Below are 7,085 nucleotides of genomic sequence, written 5' to 3' on the forward strand. Positions count from 1 at the left end.
GCGACAGCCTACCTCTGACTGCCGCCAATCTTTGCAACAGAGCCCGAATTCGCACATCATGCGGCGATTTTCATGCGATGGCTCATCGATGGCGATTCGCTCGATCCAGGCGAGGATACCTTCGCGATCCCCCACCGCGACCGCCGTCTCCAGCGTCTCTTCCTCGAGCCATTCAGCAAGGTCGGCTTCGCAGATGGCGGCAATGATCGCCTCCTTGTTGGCAAAGTCCCGATAGATCTGCCCCACCGCGATGCCGGATGAACTGGCGATTTGGGCCATCCCGGTCTGATGGAATCCGCGTTTGACGAAGAGATCGCGGGTCGTGGCCAATATATGCTGCCGCCGCGCCGCAGAGCGGGGTCCCCGCACTCTTGCGACCGAATTGTTTTTTGCCACCATACCTCCCTAGTGGATTGATCGGAACGAATGGGTAGTGTGCGTGAAGTTCTGCAAAATCGCTTGAGGAGCGAGGCGGTCATGGCAGGCTGGTGATGTTCAACGTCACCGAGGAGACCCGCCATGACCAGGACCGAGATTAAGCCTGCTGTATCCGCTGTCAAAGAGTTGCTGGCGCAGGAGCCGGATGCGCTTCGCGAGATTGTGCGCAGCGTGATGCAGGCGATGCTGGAAGCCGAGATGGACGAGGCGCTGGGCGCGGGCAAGAGCGAGCGCAGCGATGCGCGGCTCGGCTACCGTTCGGGGCATTACCCGCGCACGCTGGTGACGCGGGTCGGCAAGCTGGAGCTGCGGGTGCCGCAGGACCGTGCCGGGCGCTTCTCGACCGAGCTGTTCGAGCGCTACCAGCGGTCGGAGCAGGCGCTGGTGGCGACGCTGGCCGAGATGTATGTCCAGGGCGTTTCGACGCGCAAGGTCAAGGCGATCACCGAAGAGCTGTGCGGCCATGCCTTCTCGGCCTCGACGATCTCGGCGATCAACAAGAAGCTCGATGGCAGCCTGGCGGCCTTTGCCCAGCGCCGCCTCGACGAGCCGTTCCCTTATCTGATCCTTGATGCCCGCTACGAGAAAGTGCGCGAAGGCGGCGTGGTTGGAAGCCAGGCGGTGCTGATCGCGATCGGCATCGACTGGGACGGCAGGCGGCAGATACTGGCCGTGGAGATGGCCAATCGCGAGAGCGCCACGTCATGGAAGGACTTCCTGCTGCGCCTGCGTGACCGGGGCCTGCATGGCACCGAGTTCGTCGTCGCCGACGATCATGCCGGCCTGCGCGCGGCGATCCGCGAGGTGCTGACCGGCGCCGCATACCAGCGCTGCTACGTGCACTTCCTGAGGAACGCGCTCGATCACTTGCCAAGGAAGGCCGACGACGACTGCCTGCAGGAACTGCGCTGGCTCTACGACCGGCGCAACCTCGCCGAGGCCCGCGCCGATCTCGCCCAGTGGCTCGCCCGATGGAGCGCCAAATATCCCAGGCTCACCGACTGGGCCGAGGAGACGATCGAGGAGACCTTCTCCTTCTACCGGCTGCCACGCAGGCATCACAAGCACATGAAAAGCACCAACATGCTCGAACGCTTCAATGAGGAAATCCGGCGGCGAACCTATGTCGTGCGGATATTCCCCAACGCCCCCAGCTGCCTGCGCCTGGTCCGCGCACTCGCCGTCGAAACCCACGAAAACTGGCTCGAAGCCAACCGCTACCTCAATATGGACGAACTGCGCGAGCAGAAGAAAACCGAACTACGCAAAGCCGCATGACCAGCACCATGACCGCCAATTTGCAGAACTTGACGCACACAACCTGGTTGGCTAGCGTGTTTGCCGCCGGAGCTGTGCTTCGCCGTTGGTGATCCGAATACGGACGGTGCTTCCAGCAGATAAAAGACAATCGAGGGGATGATTCATGAAGGCTTATCTTTACTGTGGCGTCGCTGGCCTCCTGCTCGCGGGCGAAGGTTCCGCTTTGGCGCAAGGCGCACCGGCATCGGCGCCCGGGCCGAACGCTGCGACTGCGCAGGGCGCGAACGAGATCGTGGTTACGGCGAATAAGCGCGAGGAAAAACTCAACAATGTCGGCCTGTCGATCACGGCGCTGTCCGGTGATGCGCTGGCGGAGCGTAAGATAACCTCGCTTCAGGACGTCGCGTCCGCCATTCCTGGTCTTGCCTACGCGCAAAGCGCCACCAACACGCCGATCCTCACATTGCGTGGCGTAGGCTTCAACGAAAGCTCGCTCGGCGTCTACCCGGCGGTCAGCGTCTACGTCGACCAGGCACCTCTTCCGTTTCCGGTCCTGGCAAGCCATTCAGCGTTCGATCTTCAGCGGATCGAGGTCCTGAAAGGCCCGCAGGGAACCTTGTTCGGCCAGAACTCGACCGGCGGTGCGATCAACTATATCGCAGCCAAACCGACCCGCACCTTCACCGCGGGCGGCGACATCAGCTACGGCCGCTTCAACGAAATTGACGGCGATGCCTATCTGAGCGGCCCGATCACCGAGAACCTGCGCGCTCGCATAGCTGTTAGCGGCACGCACACCGATGACTGGCAGCGCAGCAGCAGTCGCCCCTACGACACAAACGGAAAGGTCTCCTACATCACCGGGCGCGCCATTGTCGATTGGGATGCGTCGGACAGCGTGCGGTTCTCGCTCAGCCTGAATGCGTGGCGCGATACATCGGATCCGCAAGCCTCCCAATACATCGCACTTCGCGGCCAGAACCCGTTCGTGCAGCAATCGTCGATCGATTATCCGTTCTCGCCACAAAATCCTCGGGCGGCCGACTGGTCGACGGGTATCAGTACGCCTCGCAGCGACCGCAAATTCTACCAGCCCGCGCTCCGCGCGGACATCGATCTCACCGACGCGATCACCCTGACGTCGCTGACCTCTTACGGCCACTACACCCAGCGGCAGACGACCGATGGTGATGGCATGGCGCTTGCGCAAGGCGATCTGGTCAGGGATGATGGCCGGATCACCACCTTCAACCAGGAAGTGCGCCTTGCCAACTCGAGCAAGTCGGCGTTCCGATGGGTCCTCGGCGCCAACTACGAGCGCAGCCGCACTTACGAGAACCAGTTCCTCAACTTCGCAGATTCGTCCCAGAACAATGCCGGTGCTAATTTCATCGATGCGGGGGGCGTATACAATCGCCAACGGATCAGGAACTATGCAATCTTTGGGAACGCTGAATATGACCTGACGTCCAGACTGACGCTGAAAGGCGCAGTTCGGTATACCAACAGCCACAATCACGCGCTGACATGTACCTATGACGGTGGCGACGGACGGGTGGCGCAACTCCTCAACCTGCTGGGAAGCCTTCTCGGGACCGTGCCGTTCACGCCGATCGGCATCAATGACTGCTACGCGCTCAACCAGAACAACGTCCCGGGGACGCCCTATATCGGCCAGCTAAACCAGCACAACGTGTCCTGGCGGGCCGGCGTGGACTATCATGTCGGGCCCACCTCGTTGCTGTATGCGAACGTGTCTCGCGGGTATAAGGCGGGCAGCTTCCCGGTACTCGCTACCGCAAGCCAGTCCTCGCTGAACCCGGTGACACAGGAGCAACTCACTGCCTACGAGGCGGGCGCGAAGTTGGGTCTCTGGGATCGAAAGGTGCAGCTCAACCTGGCCGGCTTCTATTATGATTATCGTAACAAGCAGGTGCGCGGAAAGATCAACGATCCGTTGTTTTCCGTGCTCGACCTCTTGGTCAATGTTCCGAAATCGCGCGTCCTGGGTTTCGATGGAGACGTGACGATCAACCCGTTGCCGGGCCTTAGCCTCACAGGATCCCTCACCTATCTCGATAGCAAGGTCCAACGCTATTCGGGTTACAACGCGATCGGAGAGGTCAACAATTTCGCGGGCGACCGGCTGCCCTTCACGTCGAAGTGGAATATCGGCCTCAATGCCGACTACAAGGCCCGCCTCGACAATGGCGGAGCGCCCTTCATCGGAATTACGATGAATGCGCGATCATCTCAGGACGCGGTGATCGGCGGCGACCGCATCGTCATCCCACCATCGCCGGTGAACAAGGTGCTTCCAGGCTTGATCCATCCCTTCGAGATGAAGGGCTACGCCACGTTCGACGCGCGGGTGGGATATGAGGCGCCGGATGGGCGCTGGACCGTGTCCCTCTGGGGCAAGAATATCTTCAACAAATATTACTTCACAAGCGTGATCACCTTCAACGACTCGATTTCGCGGTTTGCTGCTCGGCCAGCGACCTATGGAGTCACGCTTGGCTTCAAGTTCGATTGACGTGCGCCTGGCATGGGCGCCGAAGGAAGGGGCACAGCCACCACGGCCCCTCAACGTCGTCGGCCTGGGACTCTTCAGGCCGGCAGACCCCAGGCCTCAAACCTGCGGGCGCCTAGGAGTATTAGATGGCCGATTCCGTTGATCCGTCGCCGAGCCCCTATAGATATGTCTGGGCCTGCGCCTGGGGTGGCCCGATCTTTCTTGCGGCCTCTCTATTGTTCTGGGGTCTGCTCGCCCGGAACATTCCGCCCTTTACGCCGAACGTCGACGCTCAATTGATCGCCGATCATTTCCGCCAGCACAAGAATGCTATCAGGACCGGCATGGTGTTGACGATGGCGTTCTCCGTCTTCTATTTTGTTTGGGGGGTGGCGATAAGCAAGGTCATGCGCGCGGTCGAGCGCGATAACGACGTCCTCTCCACGCTTCAGCTCGGCGGGGCACTTTTCACAACGCTGATCACGTTGCTTCCGGCCTGGATATGGCTTGGAGCAGCCTATCGCCCGGAGGCCCTCTCGCCGATTATCTTGCAGCTTCTGTACGACATCGGCTGGCTCCTGTTTGTGGTAGCCTACTCTCTCACGAGCGTTCAGGCGGTCGCGGTCGGAATCTGCTTTCTGGCCGATCGCCGACCTACGCCGTTGATTCCCAATTGGTTGGGTTGGTTCTCGATCTGGGCCGGAACGATGCTCGCGATCGAGACGGTAATGCCATTCTTCCCGTCAGGACCGTTCTCGCGCAGTGGCATCCTCAACTTCTGGATCGAGTTTTCAATCTTCTTCACCTTCATTTTCTTGCTTTCGGTCTACATTTTGAGGGCGATAGCCCGGCTGGAGCGTGAGCATCGCGCGGGCGACGACCGTGGATAGTGGTGGGTCGTCTTGCTCCGCGAGCCGCGCCGAAACGGAGGAAGATGCTCGCGCCAAACCACTCGGTATCTGGACGTTCGTTGTGGCCGATTGCGCAAGCTTCGCCGTCCTGTTCCTGGTGTTCATGACTGAGCGTTCTCAGCAGCGGACCCTTTTTTCGGCCTCCGCAGCGCAACTGGATGTCCCGCTTGGCCTCGCCAATACCCTTATCCTCTTGACAAGCGGCTGGTTGGTGGCGCGGGCGACCGCTTCGGCAGAGGCTGGCGATAGGGACGCGGTGGTTCGCCATCTCGGGTTGGCACTTGCATCCGGCGCTGCTTTCGGCCTCGTCAAGATCGTTGAATATTGGCGGAAGATATCTACGGGAACGACGCCTCTCACCAACGACTTCTTCAGCTATTATTTCGTGCTGACCGGTCTTCATTTCCTACATTATCTGGCCGGGATCGGCGTGCTTATCCTTCTGCTCTCGAAGGCGCGCCGGCAGGGCACTGCGATCGACCAGAACTTCCTGCGATTTCTCGGGAGCGGCGCAATCTATTGGCACCTGGTGGACCTGTTATGGATATTCCTGTTTCCCATGCTTTATCTTCAAGGCCGGTGAACCACCGGCTCCGCCGCTCAAAATTGGATCTGGCGTGGTCGACGCTGGTCATTTTGGCGGTCGCTGGCGTCGCATTGGCTTATCGCGAACAATCGATCCGCGTCGGTATCGCCGTCGCAATGGGGATTGCCTGGATCAAAGCCATGCTGATCCTTGAACTATATATGGAGGTGTGCCTCGCGCCTATTGTAGTACGGGCGCTCCTGATGATCTGGGCAGCATGTTGCGTCGGAATGATCGTAATACTGCACTAGAATAGCGCCCGCACCATGAACCTGCACCCCTGATTGAGTATTTACCCACGCCCTCTTGCGGCGGGGCGAGAACGCTGATCCATATGAGTTAGGGCCACCCCGATCTCGAGCGCATGAGCCGCGAAGAACTGATCCAGCTGGTGCTGCGTCTTCGGCGGCCAGACAAGACGTCGCGGACATCGTCGAAGCCGCCATCGACCGACCGCAAGGCACGTCGGGACAGCGCGCGACCCGGCGGCGCAAAGCCGGGGCATGAGGGGCATAGCCGGTCTCTGAGTGAGACGTTTGCCCTCACGCACCGCTACCCAAGTGCACGGTCGAGCGACTGATGCGCACCATGCGGCTGGCCGGCATTCGTCGAGGGAAAAAGAGGATCACGACCGTCAGCGATTCCCCAAGGCGCCATGCCCGCTCGACAAAGTCAATCGGGAGTTTCGCGTTGATCGGCCGAACGCCGACCGCAACGGCCGAGCCTCCGAAGGTCTTCCGCCATCAACAGCACATCACAGAGCGGCCTAAGCCAGAAGCTAAACAGGGAAATTACGGAGCCGGCTCAGAGCTCTATCGACTAGGATCGAGCGCACCGCTTCGCCGCGTTTGATCTTTGTCCAGGTGTTGGAGCTTATTCCTAGCCTGTTCATAACTGTTTCCTTGCTCTGATTGGGTAGCAAGGCGTGCAGGCGCGAAATAGTTTCTTGGTCGAGGGCTCTCATGCGGGACGGGTCACGATCCACGTGGGCCGCCGCCTGCAAGGTTGTGGCTTCTCGATCCTCGCGAAAACGAAGGTTGGCTTGCGCCATATCTCCTACCTTGCAACCATCGGGATGAGGGGATTTGGCCTCATCATGGCAGCCACGGGCCGCATTACTTCAGCCGACGGCACTGGCACCGCCATCGCAGGTCAGAACCGTTCCGGTCAGGTAGGTCGACGCGCGGGACGCAAGGAACAGGGCCACGCCTGCAATCTCGTGGGGAGCGCCAAGTCGGCCGAGGGGAATGCCGTCGACCATCGATCCCTCCTGATCAGATAGTACGCCTTTAGTCATCTTGGTCAGAAAGAAGCCCGGCGCGATCGCATTGGCTCTGTTGCAAAAATCGTGAAGCTTGAGCATGCTTGGCGGAGA

At 60.3% G+C, this 7,085-nt stretch carries 7 protein-coding genes and 2 pseudogenes; 7 read left to right on the forward strand and 2 right to left on the reverse strand.

The features are described from left to right. The coding region (locus L288_RS0121600) for a helix-turn-helix domain-containing protein (RefSeq protein WP_021238368.1) at positions 1-330 on the reverse strand (330 nt) is incomplete at its 3' end. A gap of 189 nt (positions 331-519) precedes the next feature. Here L288_RS0121600 and L288_RS32310 point away from each other — a divergent pair. The 7 genes and pseudogenes from L288_RS32310 to L288_RS43040 form a co-directional block, all read left to right on the forward strand. Beyond that, positions 520-1,716, forward strand: coding sequence for an IS256 family transposase (locus L288_RS32310; RefSeq protein WP_007684572.1), 1,197 nt, complete (start codon positions 520-522; stop codon positions 1,714-1,716). A gap of 145 nt (positions 1,717-1,861) precedes the next feature. Then, the gene (locus tag L288_RS32315; protein WP_021238370.1) at positions 1,862-4,234 is read left to right on the forward strand and encodes a TonB-dependent receptor; all 2,373 of its coding nucleotides are present in this window, start codon (positions 1,862-1,864) and stop codon (positions 4,232-4,234) included. Positions 4,235-4,359: 125 nt separating this feature from the next. After that, positions 4,360-5,103 (forward strand): hypothetical protein, encoded by a 744-nt coding sequence (locus L288_RS32320; RefSeq protein ID WP_021316670.1) that lies wholly within the window; start codon positions 4,360-4,362, stop codon positions 5,101-5,103. Then, entirely contained in the window at positions 5,072-5,707 is a 636-nt protein-coding gene (locus L288_RS32325; RefSeq protein WP_084465781.1) for a cytochrome c oxidase subunit 3, read from the forward strand. Before L288_RS32320 ends, L288_RS32325 begins: the two co-directional genes overlap by 32 nt. After that, the gene (locus tag L288_RS32330; RefSeq protein WP_152522523.1) at positions 5,665-5,961 is read left to right on the forward strand and encodes a hypothetical protein; all 297 of its coding nucleotides are present in this window, start codon (positions 5,665-5,667) and stop codon (positions 5,959-5,961) included. Before L288_RS32325 ends, L288_RS32330 begins: the two co-directional genes overlap by 43 nt. 113 nt (positions 5,962-6,074) lie before the next feature. Next, positions 6,075-6,239: pseudogene (locus L288_RS42375) on the forward strand (IS66 family transposase); the annotation flags it as partial. A gap of 29 nt (positions 6,240-6,268) precedes the next feature. Further along, positions 6,269-6,414: pseudogene (locus tag L288_RS43040) on the forward strand (IS3 family transposase); the annotation flags it as partial. A gap of 416 nt (positions 6,415-6,830) precedes the next feature. On the opposite strand, the gene L288_RS32335 reads toward L288_RS43040, so the two are convergent. Continuing rightward, a partial coding sequence (locus L288_RS32335) for an SDR family oxidoreductase (RefSeq protein WP_152522072.1) occupies positions 6,831-7,085 on the reverse strand: 255 nt, incomplete at its 5' end.

The organism is Sphingobium quisquiliarum P25, assembly GCF_000445065.1.
In the GTDB taxonomy this organism is placed as follows: domain Bacteria; phylum Pseudomonadota; class Alphaproteobacteria; order Sphingomonadales; family Sphingomonadaceae; genus Sphingobium; species Sphingobium quisquiliarum.

Excerpts from the sequence above, each read along its gene's own strand:
- L288_RS32330 (WP_152522523.1), top strand. The coding sequence starts at position 5,665 with ATGGATATTCCTGTTTCCCATGCTTTATCTTCAAGGCCGGTGAACCAC.
- L288_RS32320 (WP_021316670.1), top strand. The coding sequence starts at position 4,360 with ATGGCCGATTCCGTTGATCCGTCGCCGAGCCCCTATAGATATGTCTGG.
- L288_RS32315 (WP_021238370.1), top strand. The coding sequence starts at position 1,862 with ATGAAGGCTTATCTTTACTGTGGCGTCGCTGGCCTCCTGCTCGCGGGC.
- L288_RS32310 (WP_007684572.1), top strand. The coding sequence starts at position 520 with ATGACCAGGACCGAGATTAAGCCTGCTGTATCCGCTGTCAAAGAGTTG.